This window comes from Pseudidiomarina aquimaris (assembly GCF_003987395.1).
GTDB classification, from domain to species: Bacteria; Pseudomonadota; Gammaproteobacteria; order Enterobacterales; family Alteromonadaceae; genus Pseudidiomarina; species Pseudidiomarina aquimaris.
In genome coordinates, this window is the sequence record NZ_PIPT01000005.1 from 33125 (window position 1) to 50936 (window position 17812).

Genomic DNA, 17812 nt, shown 5'->3' on the forward strand with positions numbered 1-17812 from the left:
CGCCGCTTTGTTAAACGATTCGCGCAAAGGACCCACAAGGCCCACATGCAATTCATCCGTGGAATTCACAATATTCGTGCGCAGCACCGTGGCTGTGTGCTCACTATCGGTAACTTTGATGGTGTCCATTTGGGCCATCAAGCCGTGCTTGCACAGGTGAAGTCGCAAGCGTTGGCACGTGGAGTCCCGGCAACAGTGATGACCTTTGAGCCGCAACCGCAAGAGCTGTTTCAACCTGAACGAGCGCCGGCACGTTTAACCAATTTTCGTGAGAAACATTTGGCCCTGCGCGCGCAAGGTATTGATCGCCACATCGTGATTGAATTTAATCGGAAGTTCGCAAATTTACCGGCGCGTACCTTTATTGATGAAGTGCTGGTGAAGCAGCTTGGCGTGCAGTTTTTGGTAGTGGGCGACGACTTTCGCTTTGGCCATGGGCGCGAGGGTGACTTCGCGATGCTGCAACGGGCCGGCGCCGAACTCGGCTTTGAGGTGGTGGACACGCATAGTTACCGGCAGCAACAACAGCGCGTTAGTAGCACGGCGATTCGTGAAGCATTGAAGCAAGGCGACTTTGACCAAGCCGCAGCAATGCTCGGTCGGCCTTATGCGTTTGCGGGGCGTGTGGTGCATGGCGAGAAAAAAGGCCGCACCATTGGCTTTCCCACCGCAAATATTCAGTTAAAACGGCTGCATTCGCCATTGCAGGGCGTATTTGCGGTGCAGGTGCAAAGCAATGATGGCAAAATGCATGCAGGAGTTGCTAATATTGGCCGCAGACCAACGTTAAATGGCGAGCAAGTGCAGCTTGAAGTGCATTTGTTTGACTACGAAGGTGACTTGTACGGACAACAGCTGAAAGTGATACCGACGCACTTTATTCGCGCCGAGAAAAAGTTCGCCGACTTCGCCGAGCTAAAGCAGCAAATTAGTGCCGACGCTGAAGAAGCGAAAAGGTTACTCGTAGCCCGCAGTTCTACTGCGGGGGATGCCGAATTGAATAGACATCGCTGAAACGTAAAGCTTTACCCGTGGTAGAACCACGGGCTACTGCGCTTTTTGTTTAAACAAACAGCAAACAGCAAATAGCAAACAACGCTTTTAGATCTTAAATATTGAGCTAGACAACGGGGCTAATAAGGGCCTCGAAAAAGGAACCCAAACAATGACCGACTATAAACACACGCTGAATTTACCGGAAACCGAGTTTCCGATGCGTGGCAACTTGGCTCAACGCGAGCCGCAAATGTTGCAGCAGTGGTATGCCGATGACGTGTACGGCAAGGTGCGCGTTGCGAAAGCGGGTAAGCCAGTGTTTATTTTGCACGACGGACCTCCGTATGCAAACGGTCAGATTCATATTGGGCACGCCGTTAATAAGATTTTGAAAGACGTGATCGTAAAAGCGAAAACGCTAAGCGATTTCGATGCGCCTTATGTGCCGGGTTGGGACTGCCACGGCTTGCCGATTGAGCTGCAAGTTGAAAAGAAACATGGCAAGCCTGGCAAGAAATTGTCAGTCGCTGAATTTCGTGTGAAATGCCGCGAGTATGCGATGGGGCAGGTCGAGCAACAACGCGAAGACTTCAAACGCTTAGGCGTGTTTGGCGATTGGGATAATCCTTATCTGACCATGAATCCAAAGCAAGAGGCGGACAGCATCCGTGCGCTAGGTAAAATCATTGCCAATGGTCATCTGCAGCAAGGCTTTAAGCCGGTGCATTGGTGTACGGACTGCGGTTCGGCGCTTGCTGAAGCGGAAGTTGAATATCAAGACAAGCGCTCGCCAGCGATCGACGTTGATTTTGTTGCGGTTGATGAAGCGCAGTTAGTAGCGGCCTTTAATCATCCGCAAGGCCATGCCGGTGAAGGTGAAGTGAGCGTGGTGATTTGGACAACCACACCTTGGACCATTCCGGCAAACCGCGCAATTTCGTTGCATCCTTCATTGGAATACACCTTGGTGCAGGTTGAAGCGACCGACGAGCGTCCGGCACAACGGTTTGTGTTGGCGGACGAGTTAGTTGAGTCAGCGATGGCGCGTTGGAACATCGATGACTATCACAAGTTAGGTTTTGCCAAGGGTGCCGATCTGGAAAACATGAAAGTGCAGCATCCTTTGTTTGCCGACGTGCAAGTGCCGTTGATTCTTGGCGAGCACGTTACGACTGAATCAGGTACGGGCTGCGTTCACACCGCGCCTGGCCACGGTGTTGATGACTTCTTGGTTGGTCAGCGCTACGGCATTGAGGTTTATAACCCGGTAGGCGACAACGGTGTTTACAAAGAAGACACGCCGATGTTCGCTGGCCAGCACGTAATGAAGGCTAATGACAACATTGTTGAAGCGTTAAAAGACGCTGGGCGCCTAGTTCACCACGAGGCCTACAATCACTCGTACCCGCATTGCTGGCGCCATAAAACACCGATTATTTTCCGTGCGACGCCACAGTGGTTTATCAGCATGGACAAGCAAGGTCTCCGCGCCAAGGCATTAGAGCAAATTAAGCAAGTGCGTTGGGTTCCAGAGTGGGGCCAAAGCCGCATCGAGAGCATGGTTGAAGGACGCCCTGATTGGTGTATCTCGCGTCAACGTACTTGGGGGAACCCAATTGCGGTGTTTGTGCGTCGTGACAATGACGAATTGCACCCGCGCACCCTTGAGTTGATGGAAGAAGTCGCCAAACGTGTCGAAAAAGATGGCATCCAAGCGTGGTTCGATCTGGACGCAAAAGAGTTGCTTGGTGATGAAGCTGACGACTATCGCAAAGTCACTGATACCTTGGATGTTTGGTTTGACTCGGGCGTGACCCATGAAGCGGTGTTGAACAAGACGCCTGGTTTGCAGTGGCCTGCCGATCTTTACCTCGAGGGCTCCGACCAGCACCGTGGCTGGTTCCAGTCGTCGTTGTTGACGGGCGTAGCGATGTATCAAGAAGCGCCTTATCACCAAGTGCTGACCCATGGTTTCACCGTTGATGGCCAGGGTCGTAAGATGTCCAAGTCGATTGGTAACGTGGTTGCGCCACAAGAAGTCATGAACAAGCTGGGTGGCGATATCTTACGTTTGTGGGTGGCAGCAACGGACTACTCAGGCGAGATGACGGTTTCTGACGAAATCTTAAAGCGCTCGGCCGATAGCTACCGTCGTATTCGCAATACCGCGCGTTTCTTATTAGCAAATATCAATGCTTTCGATCCGGCGAAGCATGCAGTTGCTGCCGATGAGATGGTGGCGATGGACCGTTGGATCGTTGCACGAGCTGTGGCGCTGCAAGAGGAACTCTTGGAAGCTTACGATAACTACCAGTTCCATGTGGTAGTGCAAAAACTCATGCACTTCTGCTCGATTGAACTGGGTAGTTTCTATCTTGACGTGATTAAAGACCGTCAGTACACCGCTAAGCGTGACAGTGTCGCACAGCGCTCATGTCAGACTGCGTTGTACCACATTGCAGAGCTGTTGGTGCGTTGGTTGGCACCGATTTGTAGCTTTACCGCACAAGAGATCTGGACCGCGTTGCCGCAGCATGATGCGAAAGGCCAGGCGCGCAGTGAGTATGTATTCACTGAAGCGTGGTACCGTGATGCAGCGCACATTGCGGTGAGCGATGCTGATAACGCCTTCTGGCAGCAACTGTTAGAAGTGCGCGATGCCGTTAACCGAGCTCTTGAACAAGCGCGCCGCGATGACGTGATTGGTGGTTCGTTGCAGGCCGAGTTGAACTTGTATGCAAATACTGACCTCGCTGCGCAACTTGAACGGTTAGGTGATGAATTACGCTTTGTATTACTTACCTCAGCGACGCAAGTGCAAGCAGTTGAAACAGCCCCAGAGGGCGCTGTTGCAACAGATGTGAAAGGCTTGTGGGTCAAAGTAAGTAAGTCAGCCAACGAAAAATGTGAACGCTGTTGGCATCACCGCCCTGAAGTGGGCAGCATTGCTGAGCATCCAACCTTGTGTCAGCGCTGTGTGACAAATGTCGATGGTGAAGGTGAGGAGCGCCGTTTTGCCTAAACAACCCAAACCTGATTTCAACAAGCGTACCAGCGGGCTGCAGTTTCTGTGGCTCTCGCTGCTGCTCATTATTATTGACCAAGCAACCAAGCAATGGGTGCTCAGTGCGTTCGATCTCTACGAAAGTATTGAGATCATGCCGTACTTGAACTTTACCTATGTGCAAAATTTCGGTGCTGCGTTTAGTTTTCTAAGCGATCAGAGCGGCTGGCAACGTTGGCTATTTACTGGCTTAGCGATTGCCGTGAGTGTTATTTTGCTGGTGTGGTTGCGACGTAATCCAGTCGGCATGTGGCGGCAAAACCTCGCGTTTTCACTGATCCTTGCCGGTGCTGTGGGCAACGTCATTGACCGCTTGGTTTACGGTTATGTCATCGACTTCATCGATGTCTACGTAAATAACTGGCATTGGCCGGCATTCAACGTCGCCGATATGGCCATCACCTGTGGCGCCGTTTTAATGTTACTCGAAGCTTTCTTTGAACAACGTCAGGAGCAACGCGCATGATCAGCCGTCTACCGATCGAACATGGTCGGGAAGTGATTCTGCATTTCACCATCAAATTGACCGATGACTCAGTCGCCGACAGCACCAAAATGTCAGGCAAACCGGCGAAGTTTCGCATGGGCGATGGCTCATTGACGGAGAACTTTGAAAGTTGCTTAGTTGGCCTCAAGGCCGGTGACGAACGTGAGTTTGAACTCGCACCTGAAGACGCTTTTGGCGAACCGAACAAAGACAACTATTATCAAGTGGAAACGCAAAAGTTTGCCGAATTACCAGAAGTTGGCCAAATCTTTACCTTCCCACAACCGGATGGTACGGAACTTCCTGGTATAGTGCGGTCAATAAACGAACAGTTTGTGACGATTGATTTTAATCATCCGTTAGCGGGCCAACGGGTCCGCTTCGCAGTCGAAATTATTGAGGTAAATCCCTAAAAACAGTTGTTTGCTATTCGCTGTTTGTTGTTTGTTTAAACAAAAAGCGAACGCAGTGAGCGAGCGAACAGCAAATAGCGAACATCGCTTTTAGGGTTGGAGATTTTATGGATATTGTGTTGGCGAATCCGCGGGGTTTTTGTGCCGGTGTTGACCGTGCAATTACCATCGTTGAGCGCGCGCTAGAAATTTTTGAACCGCCCATTTATGTGCGTCATGAAGTGGTCCACAACAAATATGTGGTGGATTCATTGCGCCAGGCTGGCGCGGTATTCGTTGATGAGCTTGAGGAAGTGCCTGACGATAGCATCGTGATTTTTTCAGCACATGGGGTATCTCAAGCAGTGCGGCAAGAAGCCAAAGACCGTGGCCTGAAAGTCTTTGATGCGACCTGTCCACTTGTAACGAAAGTGCACATGGAAGTAACGCGGGCGAGTCGCAAAGGGCACGAATGTGTGTTGATTGGTCACCAGGGGCACCCAGAGGTCGAGGGCACCATGGGGCAATACTCGAATGCGCAGGGTGGTATTTATCTGGTGGAGTCGGTCGCTGATGTGGCTAAGCTTGAGGTGAAGAACCCGCAACAACTTCATTATATGAGCCAAACCACGTTGTCGGTAGATGATACGGCCGATGTGATTGATGCGTTGCGCGCGAAGTTTCCCAAGGTGCAAGGGCCACGCAAAGACGATATTTGTTATGCCACGCAAAACCGACAGGATGCAGTGCGTGACTTAGCTGCGGAAGTTGATTTGTTATTAGTCGTCGGCGCCCGTAATAGTTCTAACTCGAATCGACTGCGAGAGCTTGCCGAAAAAATGGGAACGCCGGCCTATTTGATTGATGACGCGACCTGTATTGACCGTGCCTGGCTCGACAATGTGGAGCGTGTGGGGGTTACGGCTGGCGCTTCAGCGCCTGAGATTTTGGTCAAAAATGTGATCAAGCAGCTGCAAGATTGGGGTGGGGCGACTGTGAACGAGCGCAGCGGTCGTGAAGAGAATATTACGTTCTCGATTCCACCAGAGCTGCGCGTTGTCGAACTTTAACTCGAGATTTTACTTTTAACGTTCCCAGCACTCCGCTGGGGACTTCTGGTCATTCTGATTAAGCGTAATAGTCGTGCAGCCGGTGTCGTTGGTTTGGCCTCCGGTGGCGGTTGCGGTCAAAGTATAGGTTTCAGCGCCAACATTACTGACCGAAAACGTATAATAATCACTGCTCAAAGTAATACCTAAGGTTGCGATATCTGCGTAGCTGGTATTCTTCAACCGATACTCTTCTTGTGCCATCTGCAAGGTTAACAGTTGTCCCATGGCATCGGCGCGCCGTGCTTCGCGCACATAGTCAACGAAGTTCGGGTAGGCAATGCCCGCAATGATGCCGATGATGACCACGACAATCATGAGCTCGATGAGCGTCATCCCCGCCTGCTTTAATTTTACTTGCATTTGTTTGCCTTGTCGTAAAAGATGAATTTTTGCACTACACTGTAGTGAATAAACTATAACTAAATAGATACGCTATTTTTGGCAATTTCGCAATGCGCAGAACATTTATAAAACCTTGGGCGGCGGTTAAACGCGGCTTCACACTTCTCGAGTTACTAGTCACGCTGGTTATCCTTTCTATTATTATCGGGGCTGGCGTGCCGATGATGCTCGGTATGGCGGAATCAATGCGCTTGCAAGGTGCTGCGCAAGATACCTATGCCTTGCTGCAGTATGCGCGGTCAGACGCTTTGCGTACCACCGAAGAGCGCTTTGTAGTGTGGGACACCGATGGCGGCGCTTGGTGTGCTGCGGTAGCGGCTGCTAACGATTGCGACTGCCTTACCGAAGATTGCAGTATTAACGGCGTATTGCGGCAAGTGAATGGTACTGAATACACTGGCGTGAGCGTTAACGCAAACTTCTCTGCGGGCGACTATACTCGTTTTGATGGTCTGCGTGGTCTTGCTGAAGGAAATGCGGGACATGTGGCTTATCGTTTGACAGACGATGGCGGCGCGGTTGAAGCTGAAGTCCGCGTAGTGGTGAGTTTGCTTGGCCGTGTGCGGTATTGTAAGCAGAGCGGACAAATTGGAGATTACCCAGCATGTTAGTGGTACGGCAAAAAGGCCTTTCGATTGTCGAGCTCATGATTACGATTACGCTGGGCTTATTGCTCATGGCGGCACTGACGGCGGTGTTCTCGAACACTATAGGTGTCAACTCGCGGAGCCTCAAATTAAGTCAGATGCATGAAGAGGCCACGGCAATAATGGATCTGATGGTCGGAGAATTGCGCCGCACTGGGTATCGCGGTGATGCCGCCGAGCTCGTTTATGATCCAGCCAACGCAAGTACGGATTTCAACAATACAATTGCTGTGAGCCAGTACACTGGCGAAGAGGCGAATAGTTGTATTACCTTTAGTTACGATGAAGATGCCGATGGTGTGCATGATGGTGCAGCGGAGAATTACGGCTTTCGTGTACGTGACAATAAAATCCAACGTCGGCAAGCCTCTTCCGGTTGCGATAGCGGTGGCTGGCAAGACGTGACGAGCACCGCGATGTTAGTGGTAAATGATTTAGAGTTCACATTAACTGAGCAAATGATCGAGTTAGTGAATGAGCAACGTGTCACGATAGTGATGGAGGTGGCAATGCCATCGGACACCGAAATCACGCGTACAATGACGAGTGAAGTGGTAATACGCAATGCATTTTAATCATACGTCGAAACAGCAAGTTGGCTTTGCGACAGTCACCCTAACGGTGCTGTTACTGGCGATTATTATTCTTGTGACTTTATACACTGCAAAGTTTAAAGCGCAGGAACAGCGTATTATGCGTAACCACATGGCGTTGCAAGAGGCGCGCATTGTGGCCGATGCTGCACTTGAGCAAACCATTCAAGAGATCGATGCGGATCGCGACAACCTCGACCGAACGATTACCGGAACAATCGCTGGCGCGAACTACACTGCCACTATTACCAATGTGAACTACCCTAATACGCCGCGCGGCAACGTGGACGTGGTTGAGGTCGATATCGTTGCAAATTCAGCGGATGGCTCGGCAACGCAAAGGGCGCATCAAGAGCTTATCGTCATGTCGTTAGTGCGTGGTGGTCCAAATGTACCTTTGGCAATTAAAGGCGGGGTGAATGTGTCGGGTAGCTTCCAAGTGGTCGCAAACCCTAATGGTGGTGGTGATGGTGTGCCATTATCGATTTGGACCCGCGATGACGTAGACGTGAACGGTGCAGGCACCACTTGCGGCCAATGGGAATTTGATAATGGTGTTTGTGACTCGCAAACACTGAGTGAGCGTGGCGATCACGGCGTTGATATTCTGGATAGCGATCCGAATTTCCCAGACGACCTGCTCGATTATTTGTTTGGCGTACCCGAGGATAATTGGCAAGATTTGCGAGATATGGCGAATCAAATACTCCCGAATTGTTCATCGCTAGGGCCGAATACAACAGGCTTGATCTGGATTGAGGGCGACTGTGACATGCCGAGTAATGACGTTGGTACTCGCGCAGCACCGGCACTCATTGTCATTCAAGATGGCGACTTTAAAATGAACGGGAGTGTGATTCTTTATGGGATGGCATTCCAGTTCACTACGCCAGGAAATACCGATCAATATGAAATTACCCTAAATGGTAATGCATTTGTTGAGGGTTCAATCATGGCGAGTCAAAACCCGAAACTATCGAACGGTAACTTAACTGTTCGCTATAGTTTAGATGTATTGCGTAACGTGGTGGTTAATGATGAGTTTCGTCGACTCTACCGCGTAGGAGGAAGTTGGCATGATTTCTAAGAAGCAAAACCAGCGTGGCTTCACTTTTGTTGAGGTGTTAGTTGCGTTAGTGATCATCGCCGTTGGTGTCGCCGGCCTCGTGAGCTTGCAACGGATGTTTATTCAGTCATCGACGCGAGCCGCTGAGCGCACCGCTGCAATGGAACTGGCACAAGAAAAGCTCGAAGAGTTGCGCTTTGTTGAATATGCTGATTTGGCAGCAGGATCGGATACGGCAACCCGCGAGGGGAAAAGTTTTAGTATGGACTGGACCATCGCCGACCGCTATTGGAGTGCGGGTGGTTGGGTTCCAAGTAGTGATCCTGCGGCACCCGATCCGTTACCGCCAGAGCCAGATATTAAGTCGGTGACTGTCTCAGTAGCATGGACCGAGCGCGCTGGTGAGGCTGAGTCACTCGATATGCAAGCCTGGTTTAGCAAGATCGAATCGCGCGATGGCGGACTGGTGGTCACGCAACCGAATCCACGCCAACAACCAAGTGTGACCTATAACCCCGGTGCAGCACCGGAAGTTATTGCAGTGCGTCTCACTGAGGATGCTTCGGCAGCGGCCTATCAGGTTAAAGAAACAACCAAGCCGACGCCTGAAGTCATGCGAAGAGGCAATAAGCTGCAGGTTAACTTTAACACTGTGACTTATGACCAAGCGACGCAAACGCAGCGTATCGAAGATTTCGTCACGGTCAATTGTTCCTGCCAGTTTGTCGGGGTGGGGTCGACCGGTAAAACGCCCGCACGCTTAATTTTAGAAGGTGACTATTTAGTATTGGATCCGAACGGCTCGCAGACCACGGAAAAAATGGTGGGGATGCCAGCGGACACCAATCAACCGGAGCTCTGTGACCTGTGTTGTCGAGACCATCATGACAGCCAAGAAATGGTACAAAGCGGCAATGTTTATCGACAGGAAGGCGCTTTCGCTCGTCTGCCGAGCGGCGACCATCGTCACTTTACTAACGTGAACGGCTATTTGGTGCAGGCAGGACTCGACGATGTCTACGAAGAGTCCTGTCGGATGCGTCGTGTGGATGGTTATTACGTCACCTATCCGGATTGGAATATTGAAGCATTAACGGTCATGAGTTCGGATTACCTAGTAAACTCAGCGACCAGTAGTGCGTATGTCGATTACATTCGAAGCGTGGTCAAGGCTTTAATGTTAAATCAAACACTGCCGAGCCCACCGAGCGATCGTGATGTCGAAGTGATTCCTGGGGCTTACCAGATGATAGCGCGGGCGATTTATCTAGATCCGATGACTAGTGCGCACCGCAATAGCATCATTGCCGCCATTGAGGCAGGAGAGTCCGACTGGATTGCAAAAGTACCGTTTTACGAGGTTAACTTAACCTTGTTGGGTGACTGGACCTCGTCGAATCCAACGGTTGCAACTGTCGATAACGAAGAAATTCAAACCATTGTTGATCCGGAAAACAACTATTACGGGGCCTATAGCCGCGGGCTGGTGATCACTGAAAACGGCGGGACCACAACGGTCAACGTTTCTGCCGGAACGGGTAACTCGAGCATACTCGACAGTGACCCGATCCATCCATTTGAAGAGAATCGCCGCTTAGAGAGTGAACTCGATGTCACTGTCGTCGCCGAGGATTCCGATAATGTCGAGCTCTACGCAATAACCGGTACGATAAACTGTACCGCCTACTCGAAGAACAAAGGCTGGCAAGACTGTAAGAACCCAGACATTAACGGGATTTCGATCACGACTTCGAACAACAACGTAAGCTGCGAAATCAATAAGCTCGGTAATAACGCGACTTATTCATGTCCTGGTATTCGTGCCGGCACAAGCTTGTCGGTTACCTTCTTGCATAGCAGTGGTAATGCTGTCTACACACCTACCAGCTTTAGTGTTTCGTCAATCAGTGAAGACGTGCGCCAGGACACGGTTCTCGAGATTAACTGATTCGATTTCGTTTCATTTGTGATACTATCGAGGCAATTTTTAACGATTGCCTCGGTAGTTGAACGCCTATCATCATGTCGACACTGTTAGATGTTAAACAGCTCGCCTCGCAGCGTGCGGGTCGCACGCTTTTTGCCGATCTTAGCTTCAGCCTGCAAGCGGGGGCCGTGCTGCATATCGAAGGTGAGAACGGTGCGGGCAAATCGACATTGTTGCGTTCGCTTGTCGGCCTGGTTGAACTGCAAGCTGGAACCATTCAATTCTTCCCTTCTGAACACGGGCTGGCGCAAGAGTGGCGGCAACATACGCTGTTTATGGGACATAAGTCAGCAGTCAAAGCTGAGCTTACGGCGCTGGAAAACGTTGCGCTGCAAGCGCAGCTGTCAGGACTGACGCAAGTTGATGCCTGGCAGTTGCTGGAAACGGTAGGGCTGCTCGGACTGGAAGATTTGCCGGCTGGGCAATTATCCGCGGGACAGCAACGCCGAATCGCGTTGACACGTTTGTGGTATAGCCAAGCACCGCTGTGGATTCTGGATGAGCCTTTTACGGCACTGGATACGCGAGGTATCGACCTGTTGCAGCAGCGCTTTGCGCAACATATCGAGGCGGGCGGGGCGATTATTCTTACTTCGCACCAAGCATTGACCTGGCAGCCTGAGCAATTGCAGCGCCTGCGCATTCAAGGCGGTGAGTTATGAGTCGCGCCTCAAGTTGGACTGCATTAACGGCGATAATGAAGCGTGACCTCATGGTGGTGATGCGCCGCCGCAGCGATATTTTAAACCCGCTGTTGTTCATTTTGGTCGTGGTCAGCCTGTTCCCTCTGGCCGTCGGGCCGGGTCCAGATATCCTCGGTCGTATCGCTGCGGGAGTGATTTGGGTTGCCGCATTGCTTTCGGCCTTGCTCGGCTCAGAACGCTTATTCCGCGAAGACTATCTCGATGGAACGCTCGAGCAGCTTACCCTACAACCCCAAGCATTACCGCTGTTGTCATTCGGGAAGATCGCCGTGCATTGGTTATTAAGTGGTCTGCCCTTGGTGATCCTTGCGCCGCTGTGTGCGTTATTATTGAAACTACCACTCGCTGGCTGGGGTACGTTGATGGCAACGTTGCTGGTGGGAACGCCAATACTCAGTGCGATTACCGCAATTGGCGCAGCATTGACAGTTAGTTTAGGCCGTGGTGGCGCGTTGCTGAGTTTATTGCTTTTGCCACTTTTTATTCCCCTACTTATTTTTGCCAGTGGCGCTGTTGAGGCGGCGTTAGTGGGTACAGCTGCGTGGCCACAAGTGTTACTATTGGCGGGCTTAAGTTTATTAACTTTGCTGTTGGCGCCGTTTGCGGTAGCAGCCTCGATACGAGTGAGTGTGAATTAACATGTGGCGTTGGTTACATCCTTACGCAAAACCTGAGACGGTCTACCATTTACTGGGGCGTTGGCTGCCGTGGGCAACCGCTGGTGCGGTATTAATATTAGGTATTGGTTTGGTGTGGGGACTGTTGTTCGCACCTGCGGATTACCAGCAAGGCGATAGCTACCGCATTATCTTCATTCATGTGCCGTCGGCTATGTTTTCGATGAGTATCTATGTCAGCTTGGCGATTGCCGCTTTCATTGGTCGGGTCTGGCAGCTCAAAATGGCCGACTGGGCGTTGGCAGCGATAGCTCCGGTAGGCGCGGTCTTCACCTTTATTGCGCTGTTCACCGGCGCAGTTTGGGGCAAGCCGATGTGGGGCACGTGGTGGGAGTGGGATGCACGCCTCACGTCACAACTCATTTTACTGTTCTTGTATATCGGCGTGTTAGCGCTTTATTACGCCTTCAGCGATAACCGCACTGGCGCGAAAGCTGCGGGCATCCTCGCGATGGTCGGCGTGATCAATATTCCGATTATCCGTTACTCAGTCGAGTGGTGGAACACTCTCCACCAGGGCGCTACGCTAACGGTTTTTGAACGGCCACCGATGGCGAATAGCATGTTGTTCCCGCTGTTAACTTGTATTCTTGGCTTCGCCTTTTTAGCGGCCGCGCTCATCATGCAACGTATGCGCACTGAAATATTACGACAAGAACTGCGCCGGCCGTGGGTCAAGCAGGTCTTCGGTCGCCCGGCAGCAACAGGGGAGCGCAGCTAATGCAGTTTGACAGTTGGCAAGCCTTTATTGAAATGGGCGGTTATGGTTTTTATGTTTGGCTAGCGTTTGGCGTTAGCTTTTTGGCAATGGGTGTGTTGGTGGTGCAAGGATTGCGCGCGCGCAGTAGGCTGCAACGTGAGTTCACGCAGGAGCAACAGCGGCAACAACGACTGGCGCGACGGAAGCAAGAGGTATCCTGATGGCAATGAATCCCCGACGAAAAAAGCGTTTAACTTGGACCTTAGGTCTGATTGCCGGTGTGGCGGTAGCATTCAGCGTTATTTTGTATGCTTTGTCGCAAAACATCGATTTATTCTATACACCGAGCGAAGTGATTGAAGGTAAGGGCAAAGATGCCGTCAAACCTGAAGTCGGTCAGCGCTTGCGTATCGGTGGGATGGTGGTCGAGGACTCCGTTCGCCGTAATCCGGAAACCCTAGAGGTTGAGTTCCGTGTAACGGATATTGGCCCAGAAGTGAAAATTCTTTACACCGGCATACTGCCGGACTTGTTCCGCGAAGGGCAAGGTATCGTGGCGCAAGGTGTCATGATTGAACCGACGGTAATGCAAGCAACGGAAGTGTTGGCGAAGCATGATGAAGAATACATGCCGCCGGAACTTGCTGAGCAAATGAAAGGTATCAAGCACGTCAATCCGAATACCTCAGGTGCTTATGACGAGCAGGGTGGTGACCAATGATTGCCGAAATAGGTCAATTTGCGCTGGCGTTAGCGCTGGCATTTTCGGTTCTGCTTGCGATCTACCCGTTGTGGGGCGCATACAAGGGACATAGTGGTGCCATGTTGTTGGCGCGTCCGCTGGCGTATGGACAGTTTCTGTTCACTGCGATTGCCTACGCGGCTCTGACATGGGGCTTTGTGGTCAATGATTTTAGTATCGCCTACGTTGCCGCAAACTCGAATACACAACTGCCGCTGGCCTACCGTATCACTGCGGTTTGGGGAGCGCACGAAGGTTCATTCTTGTTGTGGATGTTGATGCAGGCGGGCTGGATTGCGGCGGTAGCGATGTTCTCGCGGCGCATGCCCGTGACCATGATGGCCCGTGTGTTGGCTATCCTTGGTTTGATCAGTATCGGCTTTTATCTGTTTATGCTCTCGGTCTCGAATCCGTTCGACCGTGCGTTACCGTGGATCCCCGTCGATGGACAGGACTTGAATCCACTGTTGCAAGACCCTGGCATGATTATTCACCCACCGTTACTTTACATGGGCTATGTCGGCTTTTCGGTTGCTTTCGCTTTCGCTATCGCTGCGCTGATGGCGGGCAAGTTGGATGCAGCTTGGGCCCGTTGGTCGCGCCCTTGGGCGACCACTGCTTGGTCGTTTTTAACGCTCGGCATTGCCATTGGCAGTTGGTGGGCATATTACGAGCTCGGCTGGGGCGGCTGGTGGTTCTGGGACCCTGTTGAGAACGCGAGTTTTATGCCGTGGTTGGTGGGGACCGCATTGATTCATAGCTTGGCGGTAACCGAAAAGCGCGGGGCGTTTAAGTCTTGGACCGTATTGTTGGCCATTTCGGCTTTCAGTTTAAGCTTATTGGGAACGTTTTTAGTACGCTCTGGCGTGATTGTTTCGGTCCACGCTTTTGCCACTGACCCGGCGCGTGGCTTGTTTATTCTGGGCTTGTTGGCTGTGGTGATTGGTGGTTCGCTGGTGCTGTTTGCCTTGCGTGCCGGTGCAGTACAAAGCCATACCAAATATGAAGCTGTTTCCCGAGAAGTGATGCTGTTGGGCAATAACATTTTGCTCATTGCTGCTACGTTGGTTGTGCTGCTGGGCACGTTGTTGCCATTGGTGCACAAAGAACTCGGTATGGGCTCGATTTCAATCGGCGTACCGTTCTTCAACCAAATGTTCACCTGGCTGATTGTGCCGTTCGTACTGTTGATGGGCCTCGGCCCGTTGTTCCGTTGGCGACGGCAAGAACTGCAGCCATTGCGTAACAGTTTGGCGTTGGCACTGATATTAGCCTTGGGGCTAGGCTATGCCTTACCTGCTATCCTTGCGGAGCAAGTGAAAGCGATGGCGGTGCTGGGGCTGGTGATGAGTTTGTGGATCACTATGACCTTGATCACCGAGTTGCGTCTGCGCGTGCAACAACGCAAACAAGGGCTTGCCGGCCTTACAAAACTCGGGCGCAGTCACTGGGGCATGGTCTTGGGTCACCTCGGTTTTGCGATTAGCTTGATTGGTATTGCGGCGGTGAGTCAGTACGAGCTCGAGCGTGACGTACGCTTAGCACCAGGCGACAGTGTTGAGGTGCAAGGCTACCGCTTCCAGTTTGATGTATTGAGCCAGCAGCAGGGCCCGAATTATATTACCGATCATGCTGAGTTCTCCGTCTATTCCGGTAACCGAAAAATTACCGATCTGGTAACAGAGAAGCGCTTCTATACTGTGCAGCGCATGAGCATGACGGAAGTCGGTTTAGATGCCGGATTCACTCGTGACTTGTATGTGGCGCTAGGCGAGCCGCTCGAAAATAGCGATGCATGGGCCGTTCGTATCTACATCAAGCCGTTTATCCGGTGGATTTGGGGTGGTGCGATTCTAATGGCTCTTGGCGGTGCCTTGGCTATTAGCGATAAGCGCTACCGCGCACTGAAGAAAGCCGGAGGTGCAGCATGAGTAAGGGATGGCGTTGGGCCGTTTTATTGCTGCCGCTGCTAGCCTTCATCGTGTTGGTGGGCTTCTTGTTACGAGGCTTGTTTTCCGACCCTACCGAGCTAAGTTCAGCCTTGGTCGGTAAACCGGTGCCACAGTTTAGTGTGCCCGATCTTTATCAACCGGAGCAGCAGCATACGCAGGCGATTTTACAAGGCCAGCCCATGCTACTTAACGTGTGGGCAACTTGGTGTCCGACCTGTCGCGCAGAGCACGCGTATCTCAATAAGCTCGCGGCTGAAGGTGTCGCCATTGTCGGGCTCAACTATAAAGACGACTCCCGCGACAAAGCCGTCAACTGGCTGAATACTTTGGGTGACCCTTACACCGTTAACTTGTTCGACGCCAACGGCAGTGTGGCGCTCGAGTTTGGTGTCTATGGTGCGCCGGAAACCTTTTTGATAGATGCCCAAGGGCAGATCCGTTATCGCCACGTGGGTGATGTAAATGAGCGGGTTTGGCGTGGTGAACTTGGCGAGCGTTATCGCTCGTTAATGCAGGAGTTTAATGCTACTGCTGAGGGGACTGATTCATGATGGGATTATTTCGCGCACTGTTAAGTTTTGCGCTGGTCCTTACAGCACTCGTTCTGGTGGCGCCGAGTCATGGTCAGAATCTCGAGGCTTATCAGTTTGATGAGCCAGCGCAGGAAGCGTTATTTAAAGAGCTGATTGACGAGTTACGTTGTCCGAAATGTCAAAACCAGAGTATTGCCGACTCCAATGCCGAGCTGGCCCGTGATTTACGCGATCGCACCTACTTTATGGTGAAAGAAGGCGCAACCAAGCAGGAAGTTATTGATTTTATGGTCGCGCGTTATGGTGACTTTGTGCACTACCAACCACCTTTAACCTTTGTCACCAGTATTCTGTGGTGGGGACCGATTGCTGTGCTGGCGATTGGTGGCTTAGTTATTTTATTCCGCGTGCGTCAACAACGCAGCACGGAAGTAGAACTCAGTGACGACGAGCGAGTGCAGCTTGCCACGTTGCGCAGCGAAGCGACCGCTCGCGACGAAGAAAAAGAGGGTAAAGAATCATGAACCTGATGTTGATTCTAAGCATGGCAGCACTGGCGCTACTTGCCCTCGCGCTGATTCTCTTTTTTGGCGTGCGGCAAAAAGCCCAACGCCGCACACGCCTCGATGTGAACCGGGAGCTCTATGAGCAGCGCAAACAGGAGTTAGCGCAAGAACACGCTGATGGCTTGTTGACGGATAAAGCGCTGCAGGCCGCTGAGCGTGAACTCGATAAGCGTTTTGTTAGTGAAAATGCCGAGCTCGAGCAGCTCGAAGAGCATGCGATTGGCCGCGGTATTGCCTTACCTGCTGTCATTATCGTCGTCCTCGCGGTGGTGGGTTATGTATTGTTTGGCAGTTGGCAGCAGCAACAGCACGCTGATGAGGCGCGCCGGGCCCTACCAGAATTAGCTCAGCAGGTGTTAAACAACCAACAAAGTGCACCAACATCGGAAGAGTTAGAGCTTTTTGCGTTAGGTTTACGTCAACGCTTACAACAAGACGGCGGTGATGGTTTAACATGGATGCTTTACGCACGCGCAGCAACGGCGTTACAGCGCTATGAACAAGCACTCGAAGCCTATGCTCATGCTTATAAATTGGAACCTACACGCCCCGGGATTTTATTGGGCTATGCGCAACTGCTAATTAATATCGGTGACGAAGCGCAGCTGCAAACCGCCGCACGCTTGTTGTCAGAGCTGCTGCAAGTTGAGCCGCAGAACATCGATGGACTCTCGCTAACGGGTGCGGTTGCGTATCAGCGCGGCGACTACCCGCAAGCAGTGCAAGCGTGGCAACTGTTACTGCAGCTCATGCCCGAGGATGATGCGCGGCGAAGTGCCGTACAAGAGGCCTTAAGCGACGCTCAACAACAGCTGACGGCGAGCGCACAACAGTTACGTGTAACGGTCGAAATAAGCGATGCATTACGTGCGCAAGTGCCGGCAGACGCAACGTTATTTGTCTTCGTTAAAGCCGTTGACGGCGCACCGATGCCGGCAGCAGTGGTGCGGCAAGCGGTTACTGAGTTCCCGGTAGAAGTGGTGTTGTCAGATGCGCAGGCGATGTTACCTGATTACAAGATGAGCCAATTGAACCAATGGTTGGTTGAGGCGCGTATCTCTACCGATGACCGTATTGAAATCGCCAGTGGTGACTTGGGTGCCGAAGCGCAAATTGTTGATGCGGCAACTGACGCCGAAGTGACATTGGTTATCGCTGAGAAGCTGACGAACGAATAAGCAAGGAGATTCGC

At 51.8% G+C, this 17812-nt stretch carries 19 protein-coding genes; 18 read left to right on the forward strand and 1 reads right to left on the reverse strand.

The window, feature by feature from the left end:
* Window positions 1-45 precede the first annotated feature (45 nt).
* The 5 genes from ribF (at window position 46) to ispH (ending at window position 6009) form a co-directional block, all read left to right on the forward strand.
* Entirely contained in the window at window positions 46-1014 is a 969-nt protein-coding gene (gene ribF, locus CWE21_RS07145; protein WP_126833775.1) for a bifunctional riboflavin kinase/FAD synthetase, read from the forward strand.
* Between the two features lie 151 nt (window positions 1015-1165).
* Window positions 1166-4018 carry an isoleucine--tRNA ligase gene (gene ileS / locus CWE21_RS07150; RefSeq protein WP_126833776.1) on the forward strand — a complete coding sequence of 951 codons (2853 nt, stop codon included), beginning with the start codon at window positions 1166-1168 and terminating at the stop codon, window positions 4016-4018.
* On the forward strand, window positions 4011-4526 hold the full coding sequence (gene lspA / locus CWE21_RS07155) for a signal peptidase II (protein ID WP_241970242.1): 516 nt from the start codon (window positions 4011-4013) through the stop codon (window positions 4524-4526). Before ileS ends, lspA begins: the two co-directional genes overlap by 8 nt.
* Window positions 4523-4960, forward strand: coding sequence for an FKBP-type peptidyl-prolyl cis-trans isomerase (fkpB, locus tag CWE21_RS07160; RefSeq protein WP_126771228.1), 438 nt, complete (start codon window positions 4523-4525; stop codon window positions 4958-4960). The genes lspA and fkpB overlap by 4 nt, the downstream gene beginning before the upstream one ends.
* Before the next feature lie 107 nt (window positions 4961-5067).
* The gene (gene ispH / locus CWE21_RS07165; RefSeq protein ID WP_126833777.1) at window positions 5068-6009 is read left to right on the forward strand and encodes a 4-hydroxy-3-methylbut-2-enyl diphosphate reductase; all 942 of its coding nucleotides are present in this window, start codon (window positions 5068-5070) and stop codon (window positions 6007-6009) included.
* Window positions 6010-6024: 15 nt separating this feature from the next.
* On the opposite strand, the gene CWE21_RS07170 is transcribed toward ispH, so the two are convergent.
* Window positions 6025-6411 (reverse strand): type IV pilin protein, encoded by a 387-nt coding sequence (locus CWE21_RS07170; RefSeq protein ID WP_126833778.1) that lies wholly within the window; start codon window positions 6409-6411, stop codon window positions 6025-6027.
* Between the two features lie 92 nt (window positions 6412-6503).
* Between CWE21_RS07170 and CWE21_RS07175 the strand changes: the two genes are divergently transcribed.
* The 13 genes from CWE21_RS07175 (at window position 6504) to ccmI (ending at window position 17798) form a co-directional block, all read left to right on the forward strand.
* Window positions 6504-7064: a GspH/FimT family pseudopilin gene (locus CWE21_RS07175; protein ID WP_126833958.1), complete on the forward strand. Its 561-nt coding sequence runs from the start codon at window positions 6504-6506 to the stop codon at window positions 7062-7064.
* Window positions 7058-7675, forward strand: coding sequence for a PilW family protein (locus CWE21_RS07180; protein ID WP_126833779.1), 618 nt, complete (start codon window positions 7058-7060; stop codon window positions 7673-7675). Before CWE21_RS07175 ends, CWE21_RS07180 begins: the two co-directional genes overlap by 7 nt.
* A complete protein-coding gene (locus CWE21_RS07185; RefSeq protein WP_126833780.1) occupies window positions 7665-8780 on the forward strand; it encodes a pilus assembly PilX N-terminal domain-containing protein in 1116 nt (371 codons plus the stop codon). The genes CWE21_RS07180 and CWE21_RS07185 overlap by 11 nt, the downstream gene beginning before the upstream one ends.
* Window positions 8770-10707: a type IV pilus modification PilV family protein gene (locus tag CWE21_RS07190; RefSeq protein ID WP_126833781.1), complete on the forward strand. Its 1938-nt coding sequence runs from the start codon at window positions 8770-8772 to the stop codon at window positions 10705-10707. The genes CWE21_RS07185 and CWE21_RS07190 overlap by 11 nt, the downstream gene beginning before the upstream one ends.
* A gap of 74 nt (window positions 10708-10781) precedes the next feature.
* Window positions 10782-11408 (forward strand): cytochrome c biogenesis heme-transporting ATPase CcmA, encoded by a 627-nt coding sequence (gene ccmA, locus CWE21_RS07195; protein ID WP_126833782.1) that lies wholly within the window; start codon window positions 10782-10784, stop codon window positions 11406-11408.
* A complete protein-coding gene (gene ccmB, locus CWE21_RS07200; protein ID WP_126833783.1) occupies window positions 11405-12088 on the forward strand; it encodes a heme exporter protein CcmB in 684 nt (227 codons plus the stop codon). Before ccmA ends, ccmB begins: the two co-directional genes overlap by 4 nt.
* A gap of 1 nt (window position 12089) precedes the next feature.
* Window positions 12090-12848, forward strand: coding sequence for a heme ABC transporter permease (locus tag CWE21_RS07205; RefSeq protein WP_126833784.1), 759 nt, complete (start codon window positions 12090-12092; stop codon window positions 12846-12848).
* Window positions 12848-13048 carry a heme exporter protein CcmD gene (ccmD, locus tag CWE21_RS07210; RefSeq protein ID WP_126833785.1) on the forward strand — a complete coding sequence of 67 codons (201 nt, stop codon included), beginning with the start codon at window positions 12848-12850 and terminating at the stop codon, window positions 13046-13048. The genes CWE21_RS07205 and ccmD overlap by 1 nt, the downstream gene beginning before the upstream one ends.
* A 5-nt stretch (window positions 13049-13053) precedes the next feature.
* Window positions 13054-13548 (forward strand): cytochrome c maturation protein CcmE, encoded by a 495-nt coding sequence (gene ccmE / locus CWE21_RS07215; RefSeq protein WP_126833959.1) that lies wholly within the window; start codon window positions 13054-13056, stop codon window positions 13546-13548.
* Window positions 13545-15500 (forward strand): heme lyase CcmF/NrfE family subunit, encoded by a 1956-nt coding sequence (locus CWE21_RS07220; protein ID WP_126833786.1) that lies wholly within the window; start codon window positions 13545-13547, stop codon window positions 15498-15500. Before ccmE ends, CWE21_RS07220 begins: the two co-directional genes overlap by 4 nt.
* Window positions 15497-16072 carry a DsbE family thiol:disulfide interchange protein gene (locus CWE21_RS07225; protein WP_126833787.1) on the forward strand — a complete coding sequence of 192 codons (576 nt, stop codon included), beginning with the start codon at window positions 15497-15499 and terminating at the stop codon, window positions 16070-16072. Before CWE21_RS07220 ends, CWE21_RS07225 begins: the two co-directional genes overlap by 4 nt.
* Entirely contained in the window at window positions 16069-16578 is a 510-nt protein-coding gene (locus CWE21_RS07230; RefSeq protein WP_241970243.1) for a cytochrome c-type biogenesis protein, read from the forward strand. The genes CWE21_RS07225 and CWE21_RS07230 overlap by 4 nt, the downstream gene beginning before the upstream one ends.
* Window positions 16575-17798: a c-type cytochrome biogenesis protein CcmI gene (gene ccmI / locus CWE21_RS07235; RefSeq protein WP_126833788.1), complete on the forward strand. Its 1224-nt coding sequence runs from the start codon at window positions 16575-16577 to the stop codon at window positions 17796-17798. The genes CWE21_RS07230 and ccmI overlap by 4 nt, the downstream gene beginning before the upstream one ends.
* Window positions 17799-17812 lie beyond the last annotated feature (14 nt).

Coding starts and splice junctions, on each gene's coding strand:
- CWE21_RS07190 (WP_126833781.1), top strand. CDS start 8,770: ATGATTTCTAAGAAGCAAAACCAGCGTGGCTTCACTTTTGTTGAGGTG.
- ccmB (WP_126833783.1), top strand. CDS start 11,405: ATGAGTCGCGCCTCAAGTTGGACTGCATTAACGGCGATAATGAAGCGT.
- CWE21_RS07185 (WP_126833780.1), top strand. CDS start 7,665: ATGCATTTTAATCATACGTCGAAACAGCAAGTTGGCTTTGCGACAGTC.
- ccmD (WP_126833785.1), top strand. CDS start 12,848: ATGCAGTTTGACAGTTGGCAAGCCTTTATTGAAATGGGCGGTTATGGT.
- CWE21_RS07170 (WP_126833778.1), bottom strand. CDS start 6,411: ATGCAAGTAAAATTAAAGCAGGCGGGGATGACGCTCATCGAGCTCATG.
- ispH (WP_126833777.1), top strand. CDS start 5,068: ATGGATATTGTGTTGGCGAATCCGCGGGGTTTTTGTGCCGGTGTTGAC.
- ribF (WP_126833775.1), top strand. CDS start 46: ATGCAATTCATCCGTGGAATTCACAATATTCGTGCGCAGCACCGTGGC.
- CWE21_RS07230 (WP_241970243.1), top strand. CDS start 16,069: ATGATGGGATTATTTCGCGCACTGTTAAGTTTTGCGCTGGTCCTTACA.
- ccmI (WP_126833788.1), top strand. CDS start 16,575: ATGAACCTGATGTTGATTCTAAGCATGGCAGCACTGGCGCTACTTGCC.
- fkpB (WP_126771228.1), top strand. CDS start 4,523: ATGATCAGCCGTCTACCGATCGAACATGGTCGGGAAGTGATTCTGCAT.
- CWE21_RS07175 (WP_126833958.1), top strand. CDS start 6,504: ATGCGCAGAACATTTATAAAACCTTGGGCGGCGGTTAAACGCGGCTTC.
- CWE21_RS07225 (WP_126833787.1), top strand. CDS start 15,497: ATGAGTAAGGGATGGCGTTGGGCCGTTTTATTGCTGCCGCTGCTAGCC.
- CWE21_RS07205 (WP_126833784.1), top strand. CDS start 12,090: ATGTGGCGTTGGTTACATCCTTACGCAAAACCTGAGACGGTCTACCAT.
- ccmA (WP_126833782.1), top strand. CDS start 10,782: ATGTCGACACTGTTAGATGTTAAACAGCTCGCCTCGCAGCGTGCGGGT.
- ileS (WP_126833776.1), top strand. CDS start 1,166: ATGACCGACTATAAACACACGCTGAATTTACCGGAAACCGAGTTTCCG.
- ccmE (WP_126833959.1), top strand. CDS start 13,054: ATGAATCCCCGACGAAAAAAGCGTTTAACTTGGACCTTAGGTCTGATT.
- CWE21_RS07180 (WP_126833779.1), top strand. CDS start 7,058: ATGTTAGTGGTACGGCAAAAAGGCCTTTCGATTGTCGAGCTCATGATT.
- CWE21_RS07220 (WP_126833786.1), top strand. CDS start 13,545: ATGATTGCCGAAATAGGTCAATTTGCGCTGGCGTTAGCGCTGGCATTT.